23 protein-coding genes and 1 other RNA gene are annotated in these 26,846 nt (G+C 47.4%); 11 read left to right on the forward strand and 13 right to left on the reverse strand.

Features of this window, described 5'->3' with window-relative positions; translation table 11 throughout:
- Positions 1–70: 70 nt before the first annotated feature.
- A complete protein-coding gene (locus QFZ48_RS27915) occupies positions 71–889 on the reverse strand; it encodes a glycogen/starch synthase (protein ID WP_079467430.1) in 819 nt (272 codons plus the stop codon).
- A gap of 110 nt (positions 890–999) precedes the next feature.
- Between QFZ48_RS27915 and panC the strand changes: the two genes are divergently transcribed.
- The 9 genes from panC (at position 1,000) to amaB (ending at position 11,656) form a co-directional block, all read left to right on the forward strand.
- On the forward strand, positions 1,000–1,863 hold the full coding sequence (panC, locus tag QFZ48_RS27920; protein WP_429064764.1) for a pantoate--beta-alanine ligase: 864 nt from the start codon (positions 1,000–1,002) through the stop codon (positions 1,861–1,863).
- A 114-nt stretch (positions 1,864–1,977) separates the two neighbouring features.
- Positions 1,978–2,322, forward strand: coding sequence for an aspartate 1-decarboxylase (gene panD / locus QFZ48_RS27925; protein ID WP_133811105.1), 345 nt, complete (start codon positions 1,978–1,980; stop codon positions 2,320–2,322).
- 46 nt (positions 2,323–2,368) lie between these two features.
- Positions 2,369–3,373 carry a lysylphosphatidylglycerol synthase transmembrane domain-containing protein gene (locus tag QFZ48_RS27930; protein ID WP_429064765.1) on the forward strand — a complete coding sequence of 335 codons (1,005 nt, stop codon included), beginning with the start codon at positions 2,369–2,371 and terminating at the stop codon, positions 3,371–3,373.
- A 346-nt stretch (positions 3,374–3,719) separates the two neighbouring features.
- A complete protein-coding gene (gene ppk1 / locus QFZ48_RS27935) occupies positions 3,720–5,864 on the forward strand; it encodes a polyphosphate kinase 1 (RefSeq protein WP_429047709.1) in 2,145 nt (714 codons plus the stop codon).
- Positions 5,865–5,908: 44 nt separating this feature from the next.
- A complete protein-coding gene (locus QFZ48_RS27940; RefSeq protein WP_429047706.1) occupies positions 5,909–6,796 on the forward strand; it encodes an exopolyphosphatase in 888 nt (295 codons plus the stop codon).
- A gap of 95 nt (positions 6,797–6,891) precedes the next feature.
- Positions 6,892–7,707, forward strand: a complete 816-nt coding sequence (gene panB / locus QFZ48_RS27945) for a 3-methyl-2-oxobutanoate hydroxymethyltransferase (RefSeq protein WP_370910340.1) — start codon at positions 6,892–6,894, stop codon at positions 7,705–7,707.
- Between the two features lie 419 nt (positions 7,708–8,126).
- Entirely contained in the window at positions 8,127–9,197 is a 1,071-nt protein-coding gene (locus QFZ48_RS27950; protein WP_429047705.1) for a saccharopine dehydrogenase C-terminal domain-containing protein, read from the forward strand.
- Positions 9,198–9,215: 18 nt separating this feature from the next.
- Positions 9,216–10,106 carry a DUF1338 domain-containing protein gene (locus tag QFZ48_RS27955; protein WP_429064767.1) on the forward strand — a complete coding sequence of 297 codons (891 nt, stop codon included), beginning with the start codon at positions 9,216–9,218 and terminating at the stop codon, positions 10,104–10,106.
- A 23-nt stretch (positions 10,107–10,129) separates the two neighbouring features.
- Positions 10,130–11,656, forward strand: a complete 1,527-nt coding sequence (gene amaB / locus QFZ48_RS27960; RefSeq protein ID WP_429064768.1) for an L-piperidine-6-carboxylate dehydrogenase — start codon at positions 10,130–10,132, stop codon at positions 11,654–11,656.
- Positions 11,657–12,015: 359 nt separating this feature from the next.
- Here amaB and QFZ48_RS27965 read toward each other — a convergent pair whose 3' ends face one another.
- A complete protein-coding gene (locus QFZ48_RS27965) occupies positions 12,016–12,549 on the reverse strand; it encodes a phosphoglycerate mutase family protein (RefSeq protein ID WP_370910336.1) in 534 nt (177 codons plus the stop codon).
- 358 nt (positions 12,550–12,907) lie between these two features.
- Here QFZ48_RS27965 and QFZ48_RS27970 point away from each other — a divergent pair, with 358 nt between their 5' ends.
- Entirely contained in the window at positions 12,908–14,602 is a 1,695-nt protein-coding gene (locus tag QFZ48_RS27970) for a S8 family peptidase (protein ID WP_429064770.1), read from the forward strand.
- A 68-nt stretch (positions 14,603–14,670) separates the two neighbouring features.
- Here the strand turns inward: QFZ48_RS27970 and QFZ48_RS27975 are convergent, their stop codons facing one another.
- From QFZ48_RS27975 to bioD, 11 genes are all read right to left on the reverse strand, one after another.
- Positions 14,671–15,081 carry a DUF4870 domain-containing protein gene (locus QFZ48_RS27975; protein WP_370910334.1) on the reverse strand — a complete coding sequence of 137 codons (411 nt, stop codon included), beginning with the start codon at positions 15,079–15,081 and terminating at the stop codon, positions 14,671–14,673.
- Between the two features lie 67 nt (positions 15,082–15,148).
- Positions 15,149–15,523: RNase P RNA component class A (gene rnpB, locus QFZ48_RS27980), an RNA gene on the reverse strand.
- A gap of 25 nt (positions 15,524–15,548) precedes the next feature.
- Positions 15,549–16,598: a Smr/MutS family protein gene (locus QFZ48_RS27985; protein ID WP_429047697.1), complete on the reverse strand. Its 1,050-nt coding sequence runs from the start codon at positions 16,596–16,598 to the stop codon at positions 15,549–15,551.
- 144 nt (positions 16,599–16,742) lie between these two features.
- Positions 16,743–17,207, reverse strand: a complete 465-nt coding sequence (locus QFZ48_RS27990; protein WP_370910332.1) for a DoxX family protein — start codon at positions 17,205–17,207, stop codon at positions 16,743–16,745.
- A gap of 47 nt (positions 17,208–17,254) precedes the next feature.
- Complete coding sequence (locus tag QFZ48_RS27995) at positions 17,255–18,889, reverse strand: amino acid permease (protein WP_429064771.1); 1,635 nt, start codon at positions 18,887–18,889, stop codon at positions 17,255–17,257.
- 57 nt (positions 18,890–18,946) lie between these two features.
- Positions 18,947–19,918 carry a polyprenyl synthetase family protein gene (locus QFZ48_RS28000; protein WP_370910330.1) on the reverse strand — a complete coding sequence of 324 codons (972 nt, stop codon included), beginning with the start codon at positions 19,916–19,918 and terminating at the stop codon, positions 18,947–18,949.
- Positions 19,919–19,935: 17 nt separating this feature from the next.
- On the reverse strand, positions 19,936–22,884 hold the full coding sequence (gene rnr, locus QFZ48_RS28005) for a ribonuclease R (RefSeq protein WP_429064773.1): 2,949 nt from the start codon (positions 22,882–22,884) through the stop codon (positions 19,936–19,938).
- A 12-nt stretch (positions 22,885–22,896) separates the two neighbouring features.
- Complete coding sequence (locus tag QFZ48_RS28010; RefSeq protein ID WP_429065571.1) at positions 22,897–23,415, reverse strand: tetraacyldisaccharide 4'-kinase; 519 nt, start codon at positions 23,413–23,415, stop codon at positions 22,897–22,899.
- A complete protein-coding gene (gene lpxK, locus QFZ48_RS28015) occupies positions 23,348–23,971 on the reverse strand; it encodes a tetraacyldisaccharide 4'-kinase (protein WP_429064774.1) in 624 nt (207 codons plus the stop codon). The genes QFZ48_RS28010 and lpxK overlap by 68 nt, the downstream gene beginning before the upstream one ends.
- Positions 23,972–23,977: 6 nt before the next feature.
- Positions 23,978–24,553 carry a 5-formyltetrahydrofolate cyclo-ligase gene (locus QFZ48_RS28020; protein WP_429047690.1) on the reverse strand — a complete coding sequence of 192 codons (576 nt, stop codon included), beginning with the start codon at positions 24,551–24,553 and terminating at the stop codon, positions 23,978–23,980.
- Entirely contained in the window at positions 24,550–25,194 is a 645-nt protein-coding gene (bioD, locus tag QFZ48_RS28025) for a dethiobiotin synthase (protein WP_429064776.1), read from the reverse strand. The genes QFZ48_RS28020 and bioD overlap by 4 nt, the downstream gene beginning before the upstream one ends.
- Before the next feature lie 286 nt (positions 25,195–25,480).
- Between bioD and QFZ48_RS28030 the strand changes: the two genes are divergently transcribed.
- Positions 25,481–26,839, forward strand: a complete 1,359-nt coding sequence (locus QFZ48_RS28030) for a pyridoxal-phosphate dependent enzyme (protein ID WP_429047686.1) — start codon at positions 25,481–25,483, stop codon at positions 26,837–26,839.
- The last annotated feature ends 7 nt before the right edge of the window (positions 26,840–26,846 follow it).

The raw sequence follows: 26,846 nt of genomic DNA on the forward strand, positions 1-26,846 counted from the left end.
TTACTGCCCGAACATGCTTTTAATACGCTTTAAATACGCTTCAACCACGCTTTAAAGGTGGACTTGATGGCTATTTACCCAGCAATTGGTTATACAATTGAAGGTAATCGCCCAGATCATCGTTGTCTTTTTTGAACGGCAAAATGATCTTTCCTTTTTCCGCTTTCACTTCATCTACTACTTTCTTTTCCAGTTTATCACCGGCCAGTACAACCGCGTCCGCGTATTTTGCTGCTCCCCTGTTCAGTGCAGTGTTGGTACCTTCCTTAAACAGTTCCATATCTTTTTCTTTGATCTGGTTACTGATGGTGGCCTTCTTAACAAAGGTAGTGCCTAACTTTTCCTTGAACGTATTGGGGGTCAGCGAATATATGATCTTTGAATTGGCAAAGACCGGCTCTTTTTTATAAGCCGTTTTCAGATACATAGGTATCAGAGAGGTCATCCAGCCACTGCAATGAATGATGTCAGGAGGCCATCCGAACTTTTTGACCGTTTCCAGGGCTCCTTTGCAGAAGAAGACAGCTCTCGCCGCGTTGTCGTCGAAAAACTCTTCGTTTTCATCGGCAAACACCGTTTTGCGCTTAAAATAATCTTCATTATCCAGGAAGTAAACCTGCAACCGGGCGTTTGGAAGCGAAGCCACCTTGATAATCAACGGGTAATCATCCCCGTCAATCACAATGTTGATCCCCGACAATCTTACGACTTCGTGCAAACGATGTCTTCTCTCATTAATAATTCCAAATCTAGGCATGATCACTCTCACTTCCAGGCCAGCCTCATTGGACTTAATTGCCATTTTATTGACCATTGCCGCGTAATCACTCAATTCCAGGTACGGCGACATCTCTTGGGCAATAAAAAGAATTCTTTTCTTTGTGGACATTTAACGCTGATTATTAATGCAGTAATTTTTAATTTGGCTTGCAAAATTACGGATTTTTTACGGAATATTGGTCAATCTGTCAGTTTTAACATCCTTTTAAGCAATGATTTATGTATCTATTTAAGCGCAGCACGGACCTGAAGAAGCACCTGGACCTGGTAAGAAAAAGTAACAAAAGCATTGGTTTTGTGCCCACTATGGGAGCCCTGCATGCCGGTCACCTGTCACTTATTCAGGCAGCCAGGCAAGAAAATGATGTGGTCGTTTGCAGCATCTTTGTCAATCCAACTCAGTTTAATGATCCAAAAGATTTTGAAAAATATCCCATCACCATAGAGGAGGATATAAAAAAATTAAATAATGCATCGACAGATATACTTTTTTTACCATCCGTGGAAGAAATGTATCCGGAAGGCCTGGAAAGTGATCTGCATTATGACTTCGGCGACCTGGAAACTATCCTTGAAGGCAAATTCCGCCCGGGGCATTTTCAGGGCGTGGGTCGTATTGTTCACAAGTTACTGGATATTGTGCAACCTGACCAGCTTTTTATGGGACAAAAAGATCTGCAGCAATGCCTGATCGTCCGCCGGCTCCTGGTGATTACCCATTCCCCGGTAAAACTGGTGGTATGTCCAACGGAAAGGGAAAAGGACGGTTTGGCAATGAGCAGCCGCAATGCGCGCCTCTCTCCCGCCGCCCGGAAAAAGGCAGTGGGCATCTACCAGGCACTTCTTCACATAAAAAACAATTTCGGGAAAGGCCTCCATTTTATGGAAGGCGCCCATGAAGCTTTTGATGCACTCAAAACACAAGGCTTCGAACCCGAATATGTAGATATCCTCCAGCTGGATAATGACACCCTCGTTCACCTGGATCAACCACCCGGAAATGCCACGGTAGTTGTAGCCGTTGCTGCCTGGCTGGATGGCGTAAGGCTCATCGATAATATGGTGCTGCAGGGCAGCCTCTAGCCCCATTCCGCAAGGGATGCGGCAGGCACTGCGTTACTGCTGCATCCCCTGTTCGATCTTCCATATTTTTTTCCTAGCTTTGCAAACGCTCTATAGCGCTAAGCCAGTATAATTATGCAAATCGAAATTTTAAAGTGTAAGATTCACCGCGCGGTTGTTACGGAAGCCAATCTGCAATATGTTGGAAGTATTACGATTGACGAAGACCTGATGGACGCCGCTGGTTTAATCGAATATGAAAAAGTGCAGGTATTAAACGTAAATAACGGAGAACGCCTGGAAACCTATGTGATCAAAGGAAAACGTGGTTCCGGTGTGATCTGCATGAATGGCCCCGCTGCCCGTCTTGTTGCCCCCGGTGATATTGTAATTATTATCTCCTATGCCACTATGGATTTTGAAGAAGCTAAAAAATATACGCCTATCGCCATTTTCCCCAAGGAAGGAAATAAACTGTAAGCCCGTATCTGTACCTGTTTTTAATTAACGCCCTAAACAACTTTGGATGATGCCCAAAACGCTTAAGAACGTCATTAAGTTTATTTGCTTTTTCGGCATTGGGGTGCTGTTGATATGGCTTTTTACCAAAGATATCACCACGGCACAGTGGGAACAGATCAATACTGCCTTCCGTAAAGCCAATTACTGGCTGCTGATCCCCACCATGACTATCGGTATCGCCAGTCACTGGTTCAGGGCCATAAGATGGAAACTGCTGATGAAACCACTGGGGCATCAACCCACTACCCTGAACACCTTTTTTGCGGTGATGGTAGGCTACCTGGCCAACCTCGCTGTACCCCGCCTGGGAGAAGTGACCCGCTGCGGGATACTGGCGCAATATGAAAAAGTACCTGCCGATAAGCTCGTAGGCACTATGATCGCAGAACGCGCGGTAGACATGGTTTGCCTGCTTCTGCTGATGGCCCTCACTGTATTGACCCAACTGGACGTTCTCGGCTCCTATGTCAATGAATCGATCTTTGTTCCATTATCCAATAAAATAGCGCATGCCAATGGCATACAGCTGCTCATAGGCATTTTAATCCTCGCCGGTATAGTGCTGCTGTTACTCTGGCTGCTGAAAAAGTTTGCCCGATCCAAAGTGGCCATCACTATTAAAACCCTCGCCAGAGGTATCATGGAAGGCATTCTTTCTATCGGCAAAATGGAAAAGAAAGGCTGGTTCCTGTTACATACCGTATTGATCTGGTCGTGCTACCTGTCGCAGGTATACATCGGCTTCTTCTGCCTGAAAGAAACCAGCCACCTGGGTATCAGCGCCGCTCTCGCCGTACTGATGATCGGCAGTGTGGGCATGATCGTTACCCCCGGCGGTATCGGCGCCTACCAGCCCCTGGTACAGAAATCGCTGGAACTGTATGGCATTCCGTTAGCCATCGGCTTCGCCTTTGGCTGGATCATCTGGGTGGCGCAAACGGTGCTCGTGATCCTGCTTGGCTTCATTAGCCTGGTGGCGTTGCCTGTTTACAACAAAAAACGCGGATAGATCGCCTTCGGCGATTTAAAATTGTCTTGGCTCAGGATTACGCTGATTATACTGATTTCACTGATTTGATTATGTTGGATTTTTATTCTTTTAGATTTTATAAAGGATTAAGGGAGATAGAAGCGAATATCCACTTCTATCTCCCTTAATCCTTTATAAAATCTAAAAGAATAAAATCAAATTAATCAGTATAATCAGCGTAATCCCGAGCCAAGACAAAATCCGCATCGCCGAAGGCGATCATCTCCCCGATTTTCTTTAACTTTAATTTAATACTTCAATTAAAGCGAAAGCCGTATCATCGTGGTTTAGACGATGTGATTTTTTTGAATGTAAATAAGTTCGTATGCGTTTGCCGAATGGTGAGAACCTTGATATTATGACAATGCCCGATGTAACAGCACAAAAGAAAACAACCAAGAAGGCCCCTGCAGAGAAGAAAAAAATGATTGCCAGGGATATCAGCTGGCTCTCCTTTAATGCCAGGGTTTTACAGGAAGCAGCCGATAAAACCGTTCCACTCCATGAGCGTATCCGCTTCTTAGGCATCTTTTCCAATAACCTCGATGAATTTTTCAGGGTCCGGGTAGCCACCCTTAAACGCATGATGTTTTTCGGCAAAGCCGGTAAAATGCATCTCGAAGAAAATCCGGATAAAATACTGGACGAAATACAAACCCGTGTAATTGAGCAACAACGCGAGTTTGACCTGGTATGGAAAGATATCGCGGAAGAACTGGAAGCCCAGCACATCTTCCTGCGAACAGAAAAACAACTCAACCGCGAGCAACAGAAATTTGTACTCAACTACTTCAATGAACAGGTACGCACCAACATCATTCCCCTGATGATTGAAAGCATACAACAGTTCCCTATCCTGCGCGATAAATCTATTTACCTGGCCATCGTACTGGCCCGACAGGATAATTCCGTGCGACAGAAATTTGCACTCATAGAAATACCTACCACGGTACTTCCCCGCTTTATTATCCTGCCCTCCAAACCCGGAGAACACGATATCATCCTGCTGGAAGACCTGGTGCGCTTCTGCTTACCCAATATCTTTTCCTATTTCGGTTACGATAAATTCTCCGCACACATCATTAAAGTAACACGCGATGCGGAACTGGATATTGATAACGATATCTCCGACAGTCTTATTCACCAGATTGAAAAAGGCCTGAAAGACCGCCGCAAGGGCAAGCCGGTAAGATTTGTATATGACAAGGACATAGACCCGCTGCTGCTGGAATATCTCATGCGCAGACAAGGACTTTCCGGAAAGGATAACCTGATCCCGGGCGCACGTATCCATAATTTCAAAGACTTTATGGATTTCCCGGAATCTATCTTCCCCCCTCATTTACACCGTAAAACCTTTACCCATCCGCTGTTCCTCAATGCGCCCAGTGTAATGCATGTAATACAACAGCAGGATGTAATGCTCCACTTTCCTTATCACTCGTTTGATACCATCATCGACCTGTTAAGGGAAGCGGCAATAGATCCGAACGTATCTTCTATAAAAATAACTGCGTACAGGCTTGCCCGTAATTCCAAAATAGTGAATGCGCTGGTGAATGCCGTACGTAATGGTAAACAGGTAACCGTGGTGCTGGAGCTGCGCGCCCGCTTTGACGAAGCCGCCAACCTCGACTGGAAATCACGGTTGGAAGAGGAAGGCGTGAAAGTATTACTGGGTATACCGAATATGAAGATCCACGCCAAACTGTGTGTAATCAAAAAACGGATCGGCACGAAAACGCTGCAGTGCGGCTTTGTAAGCACCGGTAACCTCAATGAAAAAACGGCAAGGGTTTACGGTGATCACTGCCTGCTCACCACCAACCGCGCTATCATTGCCGATATGAACCGTATCTTTTCCTACCTGGAAAACACCCGTCATGATATCAAAATACTGGAGGGCTGCAAAACCCTGCCGGTTAGTCCTTTTAACATGCGCGATACCTTCCTTCGCCTGATGGACCGTGAAATCAAGAATGCAAAACACAAAAAGAAAGCGGCTATTACTGTTAAAATGAACTCGCTTTCTGATGCAGCGCTTATTGCCAAGCTGTATGAAGCCGCCAAAGCCGGTGTGGACGTGAAGATGGTGATAAGAGGTATCTGCTGCGCCTATACGGAAAATAAAAAATGGAAAAAGAATATCACCGCGGTAAGCATCGTGGATGAATACCTGGAACATGCCCGCGTATTTATTTTTCACCACGGCGGCCAGGAAAAGGTATACATTGCTTCCTGCGACTGGATGATACGTAATCTCGATCACCGCGTGGAAGCGGCTGCGCCTATAACGGACCCGGCTATACGCAAAGAACTGATCGATATTATGAATATTCAGCTGAGCGGCAATGTGAAGGCCCGTATACTGGATAACGAGCAGAAAAATGAATATAAGAAAGCCGGTGATAAAAAGATCCGTACACAAATGGAGATCTATAAATACCTGCACGAAAAACAATACCATTAACTCTAAAAAGTTATACTTTTGCCCTTTGATCTAACGACTGACAGATGAAATTAGCTGCGATTGATATAGGCTCCAATGCTGCCAGACTGCTCATCTCTGAGGCATCGCCCAATAGTGCCGGCGTAATGGACTTTACCAAACTAAACCTGGTAAGAGTACCGCTACGGCTGGGCTTTGATGTATTTAACCATCATGTTATTTCAGACAAAAAGGCCGCACACCTTATTGATACCATCCGGGCCTATAAGCTGCTGCTGGATGTGTATGAGGTGAAATACCTCAAAGCATGCGCTACCTCTGCCATGCGCGACGCCAGCAACGGCATCGACATCCTCCAGCAGGTAAAAGCACAAACCGGCATCGATATCCGGATCATTACCGGTCAGGAAGAAGCTTCTTTTATCTACGAAAACCATGTGGCGGAGAATATGGATAAAACAAAGTCGTACCTCTACATCGATGTAGGCGGCGGCAGCACGGAAATCACGCTTTTCAGCGCAGGCAAACAGATCTTCAAGGAGTCCTTTAATATTGGTACTATCCGCCTGCTGCAACAACAGGTTACCGAAGCGCACTGGCAGCAACTGAAAGATTTCCTGAAACATCAGCTCAAAGGCATCGGCGCCGTGATTGCGATTGGTTCCGGCGGCAACATCAATAAAATATTCTCTCTCTCCAAACGAAAAGAAGGCAAACCCCTTTCACTGGATACGCTGAAAGACTATTACAAGGAGTTCAGCGCCTTCACCGTGGAAGAACGTATTCACCTGTACGGACTGCGGGAAGACCGCGCCGACGTGATTGTTCCGGCCCTGCAGATCTATGTAAACATCATGCGCTGGGCAGATACCCCTGAGATATATGTACCCAAGATAGGGCTGGCAGATGGCCTTATTCATGCCCTCTATGAGGAAATCGCAGTGAGTTCCTGATCCCCGGCCGTACATAAAAAACATTTCCTTTTATCTTTTTATATTACCACCTTTGCGGTTATTGCTAACAGCTAAATGCTAAAAGCTCACTGCTTATGTCTGTGAATAAAGAAATAAAGCGTGTCACTACGCATATACTGCAGAAGATGAAAGTAGACGGGGAAAAGATCTCCATGCTTACTGCGTATGATTATTCCATGGCCCGCATTTTTGATGATGCCGGCATTGATATCCTGCTGGTGGGAGATTCCGCATCCAATGTTATGGCCGGTCATGAAACCACCCTCCCTATTACGCTGGACCAGATGATCTATCATGCCGCTTCGGTGGTCAGGGCAATTAAACGCTGCTTTGTGATCGTGGATCTGCCCTTCGGTACTTACCAGGGGAACTCCAAAGAAGCACTGGGATCTGCCATCCGTATTATGAAAGAAACAGGCGCCCATGGTATTAAAATTGAAGGGGGCGAAGAAATCATTGAATCTGTAAAACGTATTATCTCCGCCGGCGTGCCGGTAATGGGTCACCTCGGACTTACACCGCAGTCGATTTATAAGTTTGGCACCTACGCCGTACGCGCCACAGAAGAAGCAGAAGCCAATAAGCTGATCAAGGACGCGAAACTGTTGCAGGAAGCCGGCTGCTTTGCCATTGTACTGGAAAAAATTCCGGCATCACTTGCGAAGATCGTAGCCGAAAGCGTGGAAATTCCCATCATCGGCATCGGCGCAGGCAGGTATGTAGACGGACAGGTACTGGTAATGCACGATATGCTTGGCATTAATAAGGAGTTCAAACCACGTTTCCTCCGTCGTTACCTCGACCTTTACAACCAGATCTTTGGCGCCACCCAGGCATACATCAATGATGTAAAATCCAAAGATTTCCCGAATGAAAATGAACAGTACTGATTAAATGATTAGCATGACGGATTTGTAGAGAGATCATCATCTCCCTACAAGTTCGTCATTTGCATTTAATATAAATTCCCTATATTCGCTTCGCACTTTATAAGTTGAATGAACTACCTGTTAAACATACAGCTTTCTCTACTCTCCTATCTGCGGAGCACCTGCTCCCATGTGCCATAGGTAGCACTTCCCTTCTTTTTCTTTCCTGTAGGCCGTTTAGCGGCTTGTAATGCTATTGTATCTGCCATACTGACTTTCATCACCACAGATGATTTTGCATTGGTTTGTTTTGAACCAATCCGCAAATGTAGGATCGTGTATAACAGTAACGTATATACGTAGCTAGGGGAAGCGTCATTTATTATTATTTACCCGGAGGCAACATACGCTTCCTTCTTCACTATAATTCCAAACAGATTATGAAACGTGTAATGATTATTGGCGCCGGTAAGATCGGCGAAACCGCTGCCTTCCTACTGCAACAGTCCGGCGACTATGAAGTAACGTTGGCCGACAGCAACGACGCCCTGTTACAAAAATGCACCGACCCTGCCATCCGCAAAACAGTGCTGGACGTAAACAACGCCGCCTCGCTCCAGGATGCATTGCAGAACCAGGACATGGTGCTGAGCGCCTGCCCCTTTTTCCTGAACGTAAAAATTGCTACGGCAGCAGCTAAAGCCAACACCCACTATTTTGATTTAACAGAAGATGTGGCTACTACCAACGCGATCCGCGAAATAGCGGCGCAAGCCAATGTTAGCTTCATGCCACAATGCGGACTGGCGCCCGGTTTCATCAGCATTGCCGCACATGATATTGCCAAACAATTTGATTCGCTGGATGCTGTCCGGCTACGTGTAGGCGCCCTGCCACAGTTTCCTACTAACAGCCTCATGTATAACCTTACCTGGAGCACCGACGGGCTGATCAACGAATACTGCAATCCGTGCGATGCTATTTACGAAGGTGAACGCAAAGAAGTAATGCCGATGGAAGGCTACGAGCGCTTCGCCCTTGATGGTGTGGAATATGAGGCGTTTAATACCTCCGGCGGACTCGGAGCGCTCGCTGAAATCCTGGACCATAAAGTATATAACCTGGACTATAAAACAGTACGCTATCCCGGGCACTGCCACCTGATGAAGATCCTTTTAAATGAGCTGAAACTCAATAAAAAAAGAGAAATGCTGAAGGAGATTATGGAAGATAGCATACCTTTCACCCAGCAGGATGTAGTATTGGTTTTTGTATCTGTATCCGGAATGGTGAACGGCCGCTCGGTGCAACGCTCCTATTCCCGTAAGATCTACAACCAGGCCGTGGCCGGCAGGGACTTTACTGCCATACAACTCACCACTGCAGGCGCTGCCTGTGCAGTAATAGACCTGCACGCAAAAGGACTGCTGCCGGCGAATGGTTTTCTGCGCCAGGAAGATGTAGCATTTAATGACCTGATCAACAACCGCTTTGCGGTATATTATAACTAGCCCTAAAAGCTGTATGTCATGTTAAAAGATGTTTTAAATGGGCTGATGGAGCGCTATCAGCAAAGGGTTCCGGACGTTGGAGCCGTTATTGCCGCCATGATAAAGGAAGGCATTATTGCGCAGGCAGATGATATAGAAAATGACCACATCGCCTTCCGGACGATGGGCGTTCCACAGCTTGGCGTGCAGTCGCTCGAGAAAATTTTTCTCCATTACGGCTATACGAAAATGGATCACTACCACTTTCCTGCCAAGAAGCTGGATGCCTGGTGGTATGCTCCTCCGGAGCCGCGATATCCGCGTATCTTCATCAGTGAGTTACGGGTGGCCGAATTAAGCCCTGCCGCACAAGCCATCATTCATCATTATACAGATGAAGTGAAGTCGGACCCGGTGAATGCCTTGGACCTCGACGACAGCAAGGCCGTGGATGCTTTCCTTCACAGCACACTGTGGCAAACCCCTACCCTGGCCGATTACAAAGTGCTGGCCGCAGAAAGCGAGTACGCCGCCTGGGTGATCTATAACCGTTATTACCTCAATCATTTTACCGTGAGCGTACATAATCTGCCCCCGGGATATAATACGGTAGCTGATTTCAACCAGTTCCTGGAAAAACATGGTTTTCATCTCAATGATTCAGGAGGTAAAATTAAAACCAGTCCGGATGGCAGACTGCTGCAAAGCGCCACGGTAGCCGGAATGATCACCGCTACCTTTTCCGGTGGGGAGGAATTCCCCATTGCCGGCTCCTATGTGGAGTTTGCCGAAAGAAAGGTACTTCCTGTCTTTGCGCATTTACCTGCCAGTGAAATACGGCGGGAACACCGGCGTGAGGGTTTTGAAGCAGGCAATGCCGATAAGATCTTTGAAAGTACCTACGCCGCCCAAACAAAAAAAAGTTCCTAATTTAGTTTATTAATACACCAACAATGGAAGACATCTTAAAAGCATTTGGCATCACTGCGGCACAAAGTGGTATCAGCACGGGCACGCACTGGTTGCCGGCTCACGGGGAGGAAATTACCTCAGTTTCGCCGGTAAATAATAAGAAGATTATTACTGTCAGAAGCGCCAGCCGGGAAGATTATGACCAGGTGGTAGCTGTGGCCCAGGAAGCTTTCAAAGAATGGCGTACATGGCCTGCGCCCAAAAGAGGCGAAATCGTACGGCAAATCGGGGTAGCGCTCCGTGAACATAAAGAACATCTCGGCAAACTTGTTTCCTATGAGATGGGAAAGAGTTTGCAGGAAGGATATGGAGAGGTGCAGGAGATGATCGACATCTGCGACTTTGCAGTTGGCCTGTCGAGGCAGCTGCACGGCTTAACGATGCACTCCGAACGGCCGGGGCACCGGATGTATGAGCAATGGCATCCGCTGGGTATTACAGGTATTATTTCCGCCTTTAACTTCCCGGTAGCAGTATGGAGCTGGAACGCCATGCTGGCATGGGTTTGCGGCAACGTGTGTATCTGGAAGCCATCTGAAAAAACGCCGGTGACGGCGTTGGCCTGTCAACATATTGCGGCCAGTGTATTTGCCGCCAACAAAGTACCGGAAGGCGTTTGCTGCCTGGTAACCGGTCAGCGTGATGCAGGTGAATGGATGGCACACGACAAGCGGATTCCGCTCATTTCGGCCACCGGGTCCACCCGGATGGGTAAAGCCGTAGGTGCTGCCGTAGGCGAGCGTTTGGGGCGTTCCCTGCTCGAACTTGGCGGCAATAATGCCATCATTATTACGCAGGATGCCGACCTGGATATGTCGCTTATTGGCGCTGTGTTTGGCGCCGTGGGTACCGCCGGGCAGCGCTGTACTTCTACCCGCCGGCTCATCATCCACGAAAGCGTGTATGATGCGTTTACCGCAAGGCTGGTAAAAGCTTACTCGCAATTGCGTATCGGCAACCCGCTGGATCAGCACAACCACGTGGGCCCGTTGATCGACAAAGCCGCTGTGGATGCATATCTCAACTCAATAGAACAGGTAAAGCAGCAAGGCGGTTCCTTCCTGGTGGAAGGCGGCGTATTATCCGGTCCGGGTTATGAATCCGGATGCTATGTAAAACCCTGCATTGCAGCGGTGGAAAACACCTACGATATTGTACAGCACGAAACCTTTGCGCCCATTTTGTATGTAATGAAATACGCCACACTGGCCGAAGCCATTGCCATGCAGAATGATGTGCCCCAGGGACTTTCCTCCGCCATCATGACGCTGAACCTCCGCGAAGCAGAACAGTTCCTTTCCAATGCCGGATCTGACTGTGGTATTGCCAATGTAAATATCGGCACATCAGGCGCTGAAATAGGTGGCGCTTTCGGTGGTGAAAAAGAAACGGGCGGCGGCCGTGAAAGCGGTTCCGACGCGTGGAGAGCTTACATGCGCCGGCAAACCAATACCATCAACTACTCCAACAGTCTCCCACTGGCACAGGGCATCAAATTTGATCTCTGATAATAATAAATCAGCTATCTGTTTTGCAGGTACAAATACCTGAAAACGGATAGCTGACAACAATATATTTACTGTAAATTTTTCCGGATCATCCAGCTCCGAGGCGCTTGCCCCGGAGCTTTTAATTTTCGTGACAGGAGATGCTACCCGATCAGATTTTTAAAAGCGGTTGATAAAATAACTACGTGTCAAAAATGTTTTGCAACCTGCGTTGCTTTTCTCTACATACACCGACGGCGGCAAGGTTTTAAAAATAGTAGCGAGGTTAGAGAACCCCGCTTTTCGTTAAACGGAAACCATGCTTATGAGAAAAGTTAGAAATGGCGGGAAGCCATTAAAAACTCTTCCGGATATAAATATTAGACTTTTTTTTGAATATTCATATTCAACTTTTGTGCTACTGCCGCATTATTACCACTGTGTTTCACTACTAAAACCTGCCCGGATCCTTTATCATACAGTGTTTTCATGATTTTGCCCTTTACACCCGCATGCTGCAACATAGCAGTAATATTTTCAGGAACGCTGCAAATAACAATTGTTTTGCCCTTATTTTTCTTTATCATGTCTTTAAGGGTGGCGGTTGTTTGCTCCGGATCGCCGTTTAACCGGAAGTAGTCCAGCTGCTGCTGGTGGGCTTTAGAGAGCGGTGTCACCGTTTGCACAGCACGGTTCAGATAGGTAGTGTAGATAGCGGAAATTTCCATTCCTTCCAGGGAAGATGCCAGCTGGCTGGCCTGTTCCTGTCCGGTGGTGCTCAAGCCGGGATCTGCTGATGGTGATGATTCCATTTCCGCAGCATTCACAAAAATGAGTGTGGTTACTTCAGGTTCAGCGGCAGACACAGGTGTGCCGGTAGCCAGCAAAGTGGCCATGAGAACAGCTTTTAACATGATTGGTAAATTTAAGTAAATGAAATACGATACCTGTAAAAATCCCGAACGTAGATCTGGCGGATGAGGGGTATGAGGAATAAGAACAGGTTAAAGCTAAGACGGCTGACAACAATTACAAAAGGGATTGTGACAGGTGGTTACCGGCTATGGCTGGCAAGCAAATCAGGATAAGTAACCGGTAACAATGGCCTGCGGAAAAAGGCGGCCGGGAATGGGCAGAAACCCATTCAATCTCCCAATCAACCAATATATAGCGCGTTTATCATTAATATTTAATGTTATACCGCTTTTTCTATACCTTTAATCTTATCATCATGATATTTTTAGTTGTTTTTTATAGGGAAAATTATTGAACATGAAATTGTTAAGCCGAGAGGTTGCAGTCCTGGCAGGGTGTGTTGCATTGATGACTGCATTTACAACAAATACTACAGCGCAGAGTAAACCCCAGATACCTAAAAACTGGCAGTTACTGAGTTACGATACCGACAGTATACTGGGTACGTCAACGGAAAAAGCCTACAAGGAATTGTTAAAAGGGAAGAAAAGTACGCCTGTTATTGTGGCGGTGATCGACTCTGGTATTGACACTACCCATGAGGATCTGAAAAGTATCCTGTGGACCAATACCCGTGAAATCCCCGGTAATGGCAAGGATGACGATCACAACGGCTATGTGGACGATATTCATGGCTGGAACTTCCTGGGTGGCAAAGACGGCAGCAGCCTGAAAGAAGACTCTGAAGAAGCCGCCCGCGAATACTACCGCTATAAAAACCTTTATGGCAACCCGGATTCCGCACTCGCAAAGGATTCCAAAGAATATGCCATCTGGCAGCAGTTGCAATCGAAAGTGGAGAAGCCTAATTCCCAGTTCAAGATGCAATACAAAAGCATGTCGAAGCTCCAGGAAAACGTGAATAAATGTGAATCTATCCTGAAAACCTACCTGGGTAAGGATGATTTCAATGTAGCGCAGCTGGACAGCATTCAAACGACTAACCAGGATGTACTGCTGGCACGTAATTTCATGAGCCGTTTGCTGAAAAGCGCCGGTGGTGAACCAGCCACTTTCGGCGAGTTCAAAATGGAGTTTGATGAGTACATGAATGAACTGAAGCGTAAGGCAGAAAGCACAGAAGTAGCGCCAAATGCCAACAGGGAAAGGATTGTAGGCGACAACCTCGACGACATCAATGACAACAAATACGGCAACAACGATGTGATGGGCACCTTTGGTTTCCATGGCACGCACGTTTCCGGTATCATCGCAGCGGCCAGGAACAACGGTGTAGGCATGGATGGCATCGCCGATAATGTGCGCATCATGGCGGTAAAAGCCGTTCCTGATGGCGATGAAAGAGATAAAGATGTAGCCCTCGCCATCCGTTATGCGGTTGATAATGGCGCACAGATCATCAATATGAGCTTTGGTAAACCGTTTTCACCTCATAAAGACTGGGTGGATGCGGCTTTTAAATATGCAGAAGAAAAGGGCGTTTTATTGGTACATGCAGCAGGTAATGACGGCAGCAACAACGACTCTGTTGCCAACTACCCCAACCCGAATTACCTGGATGGCACGGTTGCTTCCAACGTCATCACTGTAGGCGCCAGCAATACCGGCCTGGGCAATGATAAGGTGGCACCTTTCTCCAACTATGGTAAGAAAAGCGTGGATCTTTTTGCTCCTGGTGTACAAATTTACTCCACCATTCCCGGTGGCAACAAATACGGCAGCGCCAGTGGTACCAGCATGGCCAGCCCTGTAGTAGCAGGTGTAGCAGCATTGGTACTCTCCTATTATCCTGAGCTCAGTGCAAAGCAACTGAAATATGTGCTGGAAAAAAGCGCAACACCATTACCTGGTATTACGGAAGTAAATAAACCAGGTGCTGCGGATGAAAAAGTAAATTTTTCGGATCTGTCCATCACCGGTGGAATGATCAATGCCTATGAAGCATTAAAGCTGGCGGCTACTGTTAAAGGCGAAAATGTGAAAGGTAAAAAACAGCACAAAGCAAAAGTAAAAGCCATCAAAAAGAACTGATTCAGTATATAAAAAAGGGAGGGAATTTTATCTTTATAAGATAAAATTCCCTCCCTTTTTTTATACAATTACTTTACGAGACGAACGCTCAGCGGATACTTGTAAGACTGGCCATTGCTGGCTTTTGTGGCAGCAATAATGCTAAAGATAACATTCAGCAGCCATAATACACCGAGCAGGTTTGTCCAGCCCCAGGCGTTATAAAAATCTCCTCTTGCATGGCGCCAGAAGCTGGTGAGCGACCAGAAACCGGTAACAATATTATTGACCAGGTTTACAATGACCGCAGCAATGCTCAATGTGATCTGGAAATTGATGGCTTCTTTGCCCTGGCTGTCTACAAAAGCAGATTCGTTCTTTTTGATAAGCCAAAAGATCAGTACTCCAAGGATGTTGCCGACGGTAGGTAATATCAGCATCCCGATAATTCCTCCCAGGTGAACAAGCGCTCCCCAGGTTCGTTCATCTTTCTGATTCATAAAATATAGATTAAATATAATGCGGGAAGTTAACAGCTTATTTTAGGATATCAAAAAAGAGAAGAAAAAAAACTACAAACCTGTAAGCCGGATTCTGTTTCTGCCCCGGCAAGCCGGGACAGACTGCTATCATTTATCTGCGACAACGTTCGCACGTTGTCTGTATCTGCCTACCCTCGGTCATCGGGCGAGCAGCCCTCAATCGACCGTATACATGGCATTTCAGCACGCAAGGTTTACCCGCACAAACAGTTACCTGCCTGCACCGTGGGCTCTTACCCCACATTTTCACCCTTATCTGCCGAAGCGGACGGTTATTTTCTGTGGCACTTGCTGTTCCCGGTTTGCACCGGGCCCCACCCGTTAGGTGGTGCGTTGCTCTGCGCTGTCCGGACTTTCCTTCCCGCCAACAAGTTAGCGGAACGATAGCACGGTTTGTAGTTGAAACGCGAAGGTAAATAAAAATATTACCTAAACGTTATTTCTGTAGCCCCATAGCCGTATTTGGCGTGATATTGATTCACAAAGCTGGCTACTTCCGGCGTTTGTTTCAGGATCTGGTGTATTTCGTCTTTAAGCTTTCCCTTTCCGATACCATGAATCACGATCAGGTTGTGCTGATGATGACTGATAGCCAGTTCCAGGTAACGCTGGAAAGCATTGAGCTGGATAGCAAGGATGGCAATATTGCTCAGCCCTTTCCAGTTTTTCTCAAGTGCTTCGATGTGCAGATCTACTTCGTGCTTAGGCTCCAGCGATGTTTCGGGCTGCAGCTGTATTTTACTTAACAGGCTGGCGAAGTTTCCGCCGCCAATAGTAGTAACAGGCGCCTTCTTTTTTGGTTGTTCTGCCGGCGCCGGCGGCTCGGGTTCTTTCTCCGGAAATTTATCAAACAGCGGGTAAGTGATGGTAGCTTCTGCTTTGGTACGCAGCTGCTCCAGCTGCACAAACATCTGTTTTGGCTTGATCTTCCAGGTTTTCTTTACGGAAGTGGCCAGCTTGGGCTGTGGCTCCTTCAGGAAAAAAGTAAACTCAAACCGCGGATTATCATTCAATGATTCAAAGATGAGATCAGCGAGATAAAAGTGATTATAAGGATGTATTTCATTCTTGATTTCCAGGTCCAGCTGGTTATTCAGCCATATCTGGAAATAAAAACGCATCGCATGCGGCGTATCATTAAACAGGTGAAACTTCATCAGCTTCACGGTTTCATCGTATCCATCCATCTGGTATACCGGCAAAACAGACAGGAACATTCCCTTATCTGTTTTAAACACTTCATACTTGCTTCTGTCTACCTTGATTTCGTCGCCGGGAATTAGTTTGGGCTTTTCCTTGACCAGTTTCTGCTGGGTAAAACGATGGAAATAGGGAAAGTCGATCTGATCCAGGTACACCGGAAAAGACGTTCCTTTCACCTCTATCATGACCATATTATCATTCACAATGTCAACAACCGTTCCTTCTTCTTTTGAACTCAACAACAAGATGTTGTCGCCTTTTTGGTATTTCATAATTGCATTCTTCAACTGCAAAAATAGAATATTGAAGGGATATGCGTGGAAGAGATTTGAAGATTTGCCGGATCCGGCGGAGACATGGCTCCTTATTGCCATTAAAAATGGTAGCACTCACCTGCACGGCTATATGAAGAAAAGTTATTCCGCGTACTTCCTGGACCTTGCTTTTTCAGGATGCCGCCGCATGTAGTCATCTACCGAAATGCGGCCACTGCCTTCAATCAGGAAAACGATCAGCAGGAACAGCACCAGTAAGGAGATGCCCATTACGGGGTATACTGTAAACAGCCCGGTGGGAGAATGAACAAAAAATACAGCACCCAGCAATACGGGAATATTCAGGAATGCGGCGATCCTGGTGAACAGTCCCATCGCAATGAATAGCCCACCTACTGTGTGCGCAAATACAACATAATGTCCCAGGAATATGGACAGTGTGGCCAAAGCCGGGTTTTGATTAATCATGGAAATCAGCGCGTCCCTGTCCTGTACAAACCGGATGCCTACATACATGATAAATATCCCCAGCAGAATGCGAACCACACTCAGCCAATTTGGGTGATGTGTGTCACCCCAGTGTTCAACCCGTTGTAGCATGTTCATAAAATATAAATTTTAAGATCAAAGAGCTACCCTGAAGTTACGAAGATTTACGCTCTTGTGGCCAGCTTGCTGTTGGTATAGCTGTAGAGGAAGTAAATGGTTAAGCCTACCGCCAGCCATACCGAGAATACGATCCAGTTTTTAAGTGCGATTTCTGTCATCAGGTAAAAACAGCTGAGCATCCCCAAAACCGGTATCAGGGAGAGCTTGCGGGTGAGCGAAAAGTAGGAAAGGGCGATGGTAACCACCACAAATATGTAGAAGGGGATATTATGTTTCCATACCTCCCAGCCGCCTGCGGGGGAGAGCTTTGCCATGATTTCTTTGCTGAACAGGAAAACGAGCAGCACTACGATGCCGGGCACAATGAACTGCCCGTTGATATATGGCAGCTGAAACCGTTTTACCACTGATTTTTCCTCTCTTGGCAGAATGAGTACGCCCCCGCATACCAGGATAAAGGCAAACAGGGTACCAATGCTGGTCAGGTCCGTAACGATGGTGAGGTTCAGGAAAAGCGCCGGGATACCTACCAGGAAACCGGTGATGATGGTAGCGAAAGAAGGTGTTTTAAACCGGGGATGTATTTTGCTGAAGCGTTTTGGCAGCAGGCCGTCTCGGCTCATGCTCATCCAGATGCGCGGCTGGCCGATCTGGAATACCAGCAGTACGCTGGTAGTAGCCACCACGGCGCTTACAGAAATAAGATAACTGATCCAGGGCAGGTTTACCTGTGTGAAGACATATGCCAGGGGATCATTTACCTTTAAATTATAATATGGCACCATACCGGTGAGCACCAGTGAAATCAGGATATATAATACCGTACAGATGATCAGGGAATAGATCATGCCTTTGGGCAGATCCCGCTGTGGATTAGCACACTCTTCGGCGGTGGTGCTCACAGCGTCAAAGCCGATATAAGCAAAAAACACGGCCGATACGCCCTTTAGCACACCAGAGAAGCCGTTAGGCATAAAAGGGTGCCAATTGGCCTTATTTACGTAAAAAAAGCCTACCACAATCACAAACAGGATCACCAGGATCTTCAGGGCTACCATAAAGTTGGCGCTTTTCTTACTTTCCTGGATACCTACATACGCCAGGTAAGTGACCAGCAGTACGATGAGGAAGGCAGGGAGGTTCACGATGAAGGGTATGCCGGCAATATGCGGTGCTGCCGCAATAGTTTCCGGCGTGGCACTGTCGTAATTGCTGGCCAGCCAATCGGGTAAACTGAGGCCGATACCACTTAACAGGTTGTTGAAGTAGCCGCTCCATGAAATGGCTACGGCGATATTGCCAATGGCGTATTCCAGGATCAGCGCCCAGCCGATCACCCAGGCAGCCAGTTCTCCGAAAGTAACGTAGGAGTATGTATAGGCGCTGCCGGACACCGGTACACGGGACGCAAATTCTGCATAGCACAGGGCTGAGAATCCGCAGGTAACTGCGGTAATAACGAAGAGCAGGGAAACGCCTGGCCCGCCATGGAAGGAAGCTTCCCCGATAGTGGAAAAGATCCCGGCTCCGATAACCGCCGCAATTCCCATAGCAGTAAGGTCTTTCACCTTCAACACCTTATTCATTCCCCCTGTTTCATGACCATCCGACAAACCGTCTTTGGCATCTTTAATAATGGCAGTAAGTGATTTTTTCCGAAACAGCGAGTTTGACGACATTGGCTAAGGAATTACGTTTAGACGAGCGCGAATATAATGCGAATTTAAATACGAACCTTATTGCTGACGGTTTAAGAGGTAGTTAGCCACTTCCATCAGCGCTGCCTTGCGGTTAGACAGCACCGCCACGTTATCCAGGCTCTGGAACGCCAGTTGCTGGAAGCGTTCTTTTTCCTTCTCTGCCCATTCATCCACTTTACAGCTGCGGAATAATGCCAGCACCCGTTCTACTTTATCGGCGGGTGATGTTTCCATGAGCATTTTCAATTCTGCACGTTGTTCCGGGTTGCACAGTTCCAGCGCTTTCAGGAGCAGGAATGTTTTTTTATTGACGAGGATATCCCCTCCCTGCTGCTTACCGAATTTTTCAGGATCACCAAATGCATCGAGGTAGTCGTCCTGGATCTGGAAAGCAATACCCACATTTTTACCAAAGGAATAAATGTGCTGCTGGTTGCCTTCGCCGGCGCCGCCAATGATGGCGCCCAGCTGCAGGCTGGCAGCAAGTAAAACGGAGGTCTTCAATCCGATCATATGCACATAATCATCGTACTGCACCTTTTCGGGGTCCATGCCTTCAAAGTCCATGTCGAGCTGCTGCCCTTCACATACTTCAATAGCGGCTTTATTAAATACGGAGATGATCTTTTGTTTATAATGCGGTTCTATTTTGTTCAGGCGTTCATATACATAAATGAGCATTACGTCGCCGGCAAGGATCGCCGCCGGCTCGCCATATACCGTATGAACGGTAGGTTTACCCCGGCGGATCGGCGCTTTATCCATGATATCATCATGCAATAAAGTGAAATTATGAAAAAGTTCTATCGCACTGCCCACCTCAAATGCATCCGGGCGCAGGTTATCAAATAGCTCGTTCCCCATCAGGCATAGTACAGGGCGGATTCTTTTTCCGCTTATTCCCAGGATGTGGGACGCTGCATTATATAACTTACTGGGTTGTTCCGGAAACTGTTGTTTTTCAAAATGCTGACTAAACTGCGCTGTTAAATCTTTGAATGAATGCATTGCTGGTGGCTCGTGTTTTATTTTTTACTCTTTTTGTTCTTTGCTGGTGCGGCCTTTTTAGCAGTGGCTTTTTTAGCGGCCGGTTTAGCGGCTGCCTTCTTAGCGGGTACCGCTTTCTTAGCTACCGGTTTTGCAGCAGCTTTCTTCGCAGGAACCGCTTTCTTAGCTACTGGCTTAGCAGCGGCCTTCTTCGCAGGTACTGCTTTCTTCGCTACCGGTTTGGCGGCGGCTTTCTTTGCGGGTATTGCTTTCTTAGCTACCGGTTTTGCAGCGGCTTTCTTCGCTGGTACTGTTTTCTTCGCTACCGGTTTAGCGGCGGCTTTCTTCGCTGGTACTGCTTTCTTAGCTACTGGTTTAGCGGCGGCTTTCTTTGCGGGTACTGCTTTCTTAGCTACCGGCTTAGCAGCTGCTTTTTTTGCGGGTACTGTTTTCTTAGCGGCCGGTTTTGCAGCGGCTTTCTTTGCGGGTACTGTTTTCTTAGCTACCGGTTTTGCAGCGGCTTTCTTCGCAGGTACCGCTTTCTTTGCGGCCGGTTTTGCAGCGGCTTTCTTCGCAGGCGCTTTAACTGCTGGTTCCGGTGCAACTGGTTTCTTCACCACTTCTTTTTCAACTACAGGTGCCGGAGCTGGTTTTTCTTCCGCCACTTTTTCCGTTACCTCTTTCTTCGGCTTCTTTTTATCCACTGGCGCTGGTGCTGGCGTTGCAGGCGTTTCAGGTACATCCGGTGTTACCGGTACCACATGCGTTTCCACTATCACCTGGTCAACAACCGGTAATGGTTTAGGCTCGCCGAGCGATACTTCCGGCGCTCTGTGGGGCGCTTTCCCTTCCTGTTCCCAGGGTTTATACGGACGTTGTTTGTCTTTCTTCTTTTTCCGGTCGTCACGACGATCACCATGACGCTGATCACCTTTACGATCATCGCGGCGGTCTTCCCGGCGTTTATGCTGGAATGGCGCAGCAGCAGGTGTGCCCGTGCCGGTCAGTTCATCTTCCAGGTCGTAGTCCAGCTGGCGTTTGGCCAGGCTGGCAGCCACTACGCGGATGCTCACTTTTTCGCCTATACGAAACTTGCGGCCGGTGCTTTGGCCCACCAGGGAATACTCCCCTTCATTATATTGGAATTCTTCTCTTTTATTCAGATTGTGAATGCTGATCAGTCCTTCGCACTTGGTATCCACTGTTTCCACCCAGAAGCCGAAATGCGCCACACCGCTGATCACACCATCGAAGGTATGACCAATGAACTGCTGCATGTATTCTACCTGTTTGTATTTGTTACCGGCGCGTTCAGCTTCCATTGCCTTGCGTTCCATTTCAGAGCTGTGTTTGCATTTCTGCTCCATTTGCTTGTCGGGACGCACGCTGTTGGCAAGACATTCAGCCAGTACACGGTGTACCAGTACATCGGGGTAACGGCGGATAGGGGAAGTAAAATGGCAGTAGTCTTCAAAACCAAGACCATAGTGCCCCACATTATTCACCGTGTAAATGGCTTTGGCCATTGTACGGATGCCCAGCGTTTCCAGCACCGGTTGCTCCGGTTTGCCTTTTACCTGTGCCAGCATTTTATTGAAGGAGCTGGCAATGCTTTCCGGTGTGGTGAGATCGAACTTATACCCAAATTTTCCGGCGAACAGGGCGAACACTTTCAGCTTTTCCGGGTCGGGCGTATCATGCACACGATAAGGGAACGGGATGGGCTGTTTATTAATCCGCAGCTTGCCCACGTATGCCGCAATGGTTTTGTTGGCCAGCAGCATAAATTCCTCGATCAGCTGGTGCGCTTCTTTACTTTCTTTAATGACAATGCCAATCGGCTTACCGGTTTCATCGAGTTTAAAGCGTACTTCCTGCGAGGAGAAGTTAATGGCGCCATGTACAAAACGTTGCTTGCGCAAAGTTTGAGCAATGCGGTTTAACAGCATCACTTCGTTCTTATACGGACCCTCAGATTTGCCTTCTATAATCTCCTGTACTTCTTCGTAGGTAAACCTGTGATCCGAATGGATCACGGTGCGGCCGATCCAGTGTTGCTTCACCTCTCCTTTTTCGTTCATCTGGAACATAGCGGAGAAGGTGAGCTTGTCTTCATGCGGCCGCAGGGAACAAAGCTCATTGGAGATCTTTTCCGGCAGCATGGGCAACACGCGGTCTGGCAGGTATACGGAGGTAGCGCGTTTATCCGCTTCTTTATCGAGTTCGGTGCCGGGCAGTACATAATGACTTACATCGGCAATATGCACCCCCAGTTCATACAAACCGTTTTTCAGCAGGCGGATAGAGATGGCATCATCAAAATCTTTGGCATCCACCGGGTCGATGGTCATGGTAAGGATTTTGCGGATATCTTTCCGTTTACCTACTTCTTCTTCAGAAATATTTTCCTGGATGGTATCCAGTTCTGCTATTACTTCTTTAGGGAAACTGAGCGGGAATCCTGCTTCTATGAGGATTTCCTTCATGGCCAGGTCGTTGGTATCGCTGGCATCCAGGATTTCCACGATTTCACCTACAGGCTTGCGGGATTTTTCTCCCCATGCTACTATTTTCACCACGGCTTTATCGCCGCTTTTCGCCTCTCCGAGGGAGTTGGCGGGAATATAAATATCCGGCATAAACAATCCCTTTTCAGGGATCAGGAAAGCAAAGCTTTTGCTGACCTGCAGGGTACCGGTGAATTCGGTTTTATTTCGTTTAAGGATGTCCGTTATGATGCCTTCCATGCGGCCTTCGTTATGGGCTGCTTTCAATACATCCACCAGCACTTCATCTTTATCGAGGGCGGTATGCAGGTTTTTCTGCTTCACCATGATGTCTTTTGTAAGGCCATCCACGATCACAAAGGCCATTCCGGACCTTGTTACTTCCAATACGCCTTTAAAGGTCTTCTTCTGGCTATGGCTTTGTTGGGGGTTGTTAGGGTTATGATTACCGCCTTTTTTATTTTTCTTTTTTCTACTCATGTTAGTCGTAAGTTATTGTTGACCGGGCGCTGGCAGGTGCCGGCCTATGTAGTCAAAAATAAAGTTATTAAATAATTCTGCTTCCCCGAAGAGGAATGCAATCTCTACTGGAATAACAGCCATCTGCAGGTTTTGTTCTGCCAGCATTCCTTTGAGCAGATGTAATCTTACCGCATCCTTTTCTGTGGTAATGACAATCTTTTCTGTGCCGGGCAGGTCGCTGCATTCCTTTTTTATTTTTAGTATATCCTTTTCCGTATAATAATAATGATCGGGAAAAGACAAGAGGTATACCTGTTCGTAACGTCGTTTCAATTCTTCGAGCAATGGTTCGGGCCTTGCTATACCACATGCCAGCAATACGGTTGCTGATTTAGGGACGGCCACCGGGTGATGGGTGATCATATCGGACAAGGCGCCGTATTGCAAGGTAGTGAAAAAGAGCCGCTGATGTGGCAATGGTTTAATTTCTTTTTCCAGGGCCAGCTTCTCTTCCGTGCTCATGGCGGGCGGACACTTTGATACAATAATACAATCGGCCCGGTGATATCCCTGTCTGCCTTCCCTTAAACGGCCAAAAGGTACTACATGATTCCCGGGTAAACAATCGGCTGTAATCGGTGATCATGATATTAAGACCGGGCTTTATGGAGCGGTGCTGGAAGGCATCATCGAGCAGTACCACCTGGGTATCGGGCTCATCTCCGAGCAGCTGCGGAATGGCCAGCATCCGTTCTTCTCCTACGCAGACCTTGATATCCGGGAATTTATCGTGAAACTGCATGGGTTCGTCCCCGATATCGGCAGCAGTGCTTCTTTCATCTGCCAGGATGTAGCCGCTGGTACGGCGGTTGTACCCCCGGCTGAGCGTGGCAACTTTCAGATGATCCTTCAGCAGGCGGATCATATATTCAACATGCGGGGTTTTCCCGGTGCCGCCTACCGACAGGTTGCCCGCGGCGATCACAGGAAGATCAAATTCCACTGCAGTGAGCAGCCCTTTGTCGTAAAACCGGTTCCGCAACCACATCACCAGGCCATACAGCAGGGAAAAAGGATATAAAAGAACATTCAGGTATTTAAGCACTGTTGTTTATTTAAATTGATAAATGTGATCCGGGGTCACCACCGTATGCAACGGCACATCCCACGAATCCACGTCTTCTATCTGCAGAACGGGTTCAAACAGCGACAGGCCGATGGTACGCACATCCGGCCGGCATTGTTTCAGAAAACGGTCGTACATACCTTTACCATATCCTACCCGCTGCCCCTGCCGGTCGAAAGCCAGTAAAGGTACAAATACAAGGTCTATATTTTCCGGTGATATCACTTCCCCATGATCCGGTTCCGGGATGCCGAACCTGTTTTTCACCAGTATGGTATTGGTTTTCCAGAGATAATGATTCATCTCGCCGGTTTTCATATCCGAGCGGGAAAGCAACCATTCCATTTCCGGCCATTGGGTTCTCCCCCATTTTACCAGGGGCCAGGTATCCACTTCTTTTTTTTCAGAGATAGGAAGAAAGATATGCGCATTCCTGACGTTGCTGTAATCAAGCTGACGGGCATTCGCCAGTAACCGCTCATTCAGGGCGAGGGCGGTGGGTTCGTCCAGGTTAAGCCGCAGCTCCAGGAAATGTTTTCGTATATCCTTTTTAGTGGTCATGCCAATAAACTATGCAGCGAGGCTGACAACAACTGTGCCTGTTGTTGAATGAATGCCTTATCTACCGTATCTGTCAGCGGGATACGGCCAATTTTCGGGCACCCGCTCCACTTTACCACATCGTCTTCATTGCTGTGATAATCTCCGCCAAACACCCATCCGATAACGGGCACGCCTGTATGTTGCAGCATCCTTGCAGTGAGCATCGAGTGGTTGATGCTGCCCAGGTAATTCTGCGCTACAATCACCACCCTGGCTTTCAGCGCCATTATCAGGTCCAGCGTAAACAGCTCTTCATTTACCGGCACCATCAATCCCCCGGCGCCTTCCATTACCAATGGCCTGTCAACCGGCTGGTACTGGTCCGCCAGCTCCAGGATACGCCCCGCATCAATAGTACAGTCCTCTAACCGTGCCGCCAGGTGCGGAGAGGCAGGCGCCTGCAACCGCCACGCTTCCGGGTGACAAACTGACACCTTATTTGACAACAGGGATAATACCGTATCTGTATCTGTGCCTTCCATCAACCCCGTTTGCACCGGCTTCCAGTAGTCGGCCGTTAGTGCCTCCGTGATACAGGCAGCGGTAATGGTTTTACCCACGCCTGTACCTATTCCTGTAATAAAAATCCTTTCGCTCATTGGCGCAAATATACGCGAATGTTGTCTTTCGCGGATTTTGTCTTTCCCGCTGATTACGCTGATTATACTGATTTAGGGATTTGATCACTTTGGATTTAAAATGATTTGGGTAGATGTAAGCGGATATACCCGCTTATATTTCCCATAATCATTTTAAATCCTTATAAAATCTAAAAAGTAAAATCAAGGTAATCAGTATAATCAGCGTAATCAGTGAGAAAGACAAAATCCGCTCCGATCCCTCAACGCAATTCCGTATTTTCGTAATCATACAACCTCATTTTTTATGAAATACTGCGATAATATACTTGAAACGATAGGCAATACCCCGATGGTAAAGTTGCACCGCGTAACGGCTTCCCTGCCTTGCACGGTGCTGGCGAAGGTGGAGTTTTTTAACCCCGGCAATTCTATTAAGGACCGCATGGCGGTGAAAATGGTGGATGTAGCGGAAGAGAAAGGATTACTGAAACCCGGCGGCACCCTTATCGAAGGCACCTCTGGCAATACAGGTATGGGACTGGCGCTGGCGGCCATTATCAGGGGATACAAATGTATTTTCACCACTACCGATAAACAATCCAAAGAAAAAGTGGATATCCTGAAGGCGGTAGGCGCCGAAGTAATTGTTTGTCCTACCAATGTGGAACCCGAAGATCCCCGCTCCTATTATTCTGTGTCTAAAAGACTGGCCACGGAAGTGCCCAATTCATTTTATGTGAATCAATATGACAACCTGGCTAACCGGGATGCGCATTACGAACAAACCGGTCCTGAAATATGGGAACAAACCGACGGTAAAATCACCCACCTGGTAGTGGCCACCGGCACCGGTGGTACGGTTACCGGCACCGGGAAATACCTGAAAGAAAAAAATCCGGATATTAAAGTATGGGCGATCGACAGTTATGGCTCCTTACTGAAGAAGTATTTTGAAACCGGGGAGCTGGATATGAGCGAAGTGTATCCTTATATTACAGAAGGTATCGGGGAAGATTTTGTGCCGGAGAATTATGATATGAAGGTGATCGACAAATTTGAAAAGGTAACGGATAAAGATGCTGCCGTGATGGCGCGACGCATCACCAAAGAAGAAGGTATTTTTGTTGGATACTCCGCCGGATCAGCCATAGCCGGTCTGTTGCAGCTGAAAGAAGGACTGAAGCCAACAGATGTGGTGGTCGTTATTTTTCATGATCATGGCAGCCGCTATGTAGGTAAAATCTATAACGACCAGTGGATGCTGGAACGTGGTTTCCTCGATGTAAAAACAGTGAAAGATGTAGTGAATGGCCGTCGTAACCAGCCACTGGTAACCATCAGCGCTGATGAAAAAGTAAGTGAAGCCATTGCCCGGATGAAAAAATATGACATCGAACATATACCTGTAGACCAGGGCGGGGAACTGATCGGATCCATTTCCGAAAACGGGTTGTTCAACCGCCTGATCGATGATGCCAACCTGAAAGATGCGCAGATAAGCCAGGTAATGCAGCCATTGTTCCCGCTGGTAAGCCAGGACACGCCTATCGAAAAGCTTTCGGTATATATCAACCGGGAAAACGGCGCTGTACTTACAAAAGATGACAGCGGCAATCACCACATTGTTACGAAATACGATATTATACAGGCGTTGGGCAGATAAAAGTACC

Origin of the sequence: Chitinophaga sp. W2I13 (assembly GCF_050434005.1) — a bacterium.
Classification (GTDB): Bacteria; Bacteroidota; Bacteroidia; order Chitinophagales; family Chitinophagaceae; genus Chitinophaga.